This is a genomic window from Paenibacillus sp. GbtcB18 (genome assembly GCF_019091125.1).
Classification (GTDB): domain Bacteria; phylum Bacillota; class Bacilli; order Paenibacillales; family NBRC-103111; genus Paenibacillus_F; species Paenibacillus_F chitinolyticus.
In genome coordinates this window covers 1-2,165 of the sequence record NZ_JAGXJX010000045.1, presented here as the reverse complement: position 1 = coordinate 2,165, position 2,165 = coordinate 1, and the positions used below count along the sequence as shown (strand labels likewise).

Below are 2,165 nucleotides of genomic sequence, written 5' to 3'. Positions count from 1 at the left end.
AGAAAAAATAGATTGCACTAAATTTAGCCCCGATGTCACAATAGCTTTTATTAAATTTATCGCCCCTTGGATTATATTCCCTATTAATGACATAGCACTTGATGTAATCCCTTTTACAGCCTCCCAAGCCCCGCTCCAGTCCCCTTTCAAAATCGAGGTAAAAAGTTTAATGATATTGGTGATTATATTGATTGCAGACGTTATAACACCAACTACCGCTGGAAAAACCGCCTGAACTATCGATAAAATAAATTGAATCGTCGGAATAACTACCCCTTTTATTATCGTTGCTAAGCCGTTAAGAATCGCAACTGCCACCGGAATCGCCGCTTGAATAATAGAAACTATTACGGGAAAAACTGCCTGGACTATTTGCAAAATTAAAGGAATACCCGTCGTTGCTAAAATTGAAATAAGCTGACCAAGTAATTGTAAGATTGGTATAGCTATTGATACTGCAGCCGCTATTACGGCCGCTATCACCGGAAATACTGCTTGAACAGCCTGTAAGATGATTGGAATCACCGATGTCGCAATAATTGTCAATACCTCTCCAAATCCTTGAATCAGCATTCCTGCTATACTAAACGCTGATTGAATGACTGCTAGAATAATAGGAAATGCCATTTGAAAAGCTTGCGTAAATAATGGAATGACAGTCGTTGCAAATTCGGAAAACATTTGAGATAAAAATTGTATTCCTTCACTAATCATCGGCATAATTTCTATGGTTGTATCAGCAAACATTCGAATAAGATCAGTAACCATTGGCATAACTTGTTGCATAATTTGACCAAATCCAGTGAACAATTCATTTGCTAGTGGTACTACAGATTGTATAAGTTCACCAAACATTCGGAACAAATCAATAGCAAGTGGAACTACAGCCTTCACAACCTCACCAAAAAGACTAGCAATCGTAGCACCTAATTCACCAAATGCCGCACCTAGTTCTGCAAGCGCTGGCCCTAAAGTAGCAAAACTTTCAGCAATCACCTGACCCGTTTTTGCGAATTCAGGAGCAAGTGGAGCAAATGCCTGGATCAATCCTTGAGCCATAGACTGCACAAGCGGTAAAACCGCAGATAATACAGAACTAAAAATAGCCTGTATGGATTGCCATGCAGACATGAAAGCCGATTTCACTTGTTCATTTGTATTTACTAACTTAAAGATTGTAGCACCTAAAGATGCGATGATAGCTATTACCCAGCCTACTGGTCCCGAAACCCCTAAAAACGTTAATCCAAGACGTACGATAAGTGGTGTCAGTGTGGCGATTGTATTACCGATTGTTGAAAATGATGACGCAATATAACTTACCACTGGAGATAAAAAAGAGCCTATCCCCGAAAAAGCTGCGCCGATTCCTGCAATAGCTGAACTAAACGCACTACTTATATTCTGTCCGATTCTACTAAAAATTGAACTCGTAACAGCAAGTGCCGTTTCTAATCCTGCGCCGATACTTTGACCGATTCCCGTAAATTTTGCTATCAAAACGTCCATAGCTGAACTGATTGCACTACCCATCGCTGCGAACTTTTCAGGTACTGTACCAAGATACGCACCTAATGATGAAAATGCCGATTTCATCGATTCTACAGCCGATACTGTTACACTTTTTATCGATTCCCACGCACTGTTTACCGCATTTCGGAATGTCTCATTTCGTTGATATAACTGCACTAAAGCAATTCCTATTACAGTTAAAATCGCAATAACAGCTCCGACTGGACCGAGCAATAAAGCAAATCCTGCTCTAAGTGCCGATAAAGCCCCTCGAAGCATTATGGCGGATTTTGATGTTCCTGACATCCAAACCATTAATTGACCTATCGTAAGTATCGCTCCACCAATCGCGTTAATCACAATACCTGCTCCCGTAGCAATAATTAAAAAAGCCGTAGTAAATGCTACTACGGATGCTATCACTGTTTGTATTGGTGCTGGTAAATTTGTAAACGCATTTGCTAGTTTTTCTACTACACCAGCCACGCTGAGAATCGCAGGAGCTAACGCATCGGTAAAAGCACGCGCTGCAACATCCAATGTTGACTCCATTCTTGTCACTGCACCAGCCCATCCTTTTAACATTGAATCTGCTGCTTCTTTAGATGCACCGTCTGAATTTACAAGTGACTGTGTTAAAGCATCAATTTTTT

At 40.5% G+C, this 2,165-nt stretch carries 1 pseudogene; it reads right to left on the bottom strand.

The features are described from left to right. Positions 1-2,165 (bottom strand): annotated as a pseudogene (locus tag KVT34_RS29330) (phage tail tape measure protein); the annotation flags it as partial.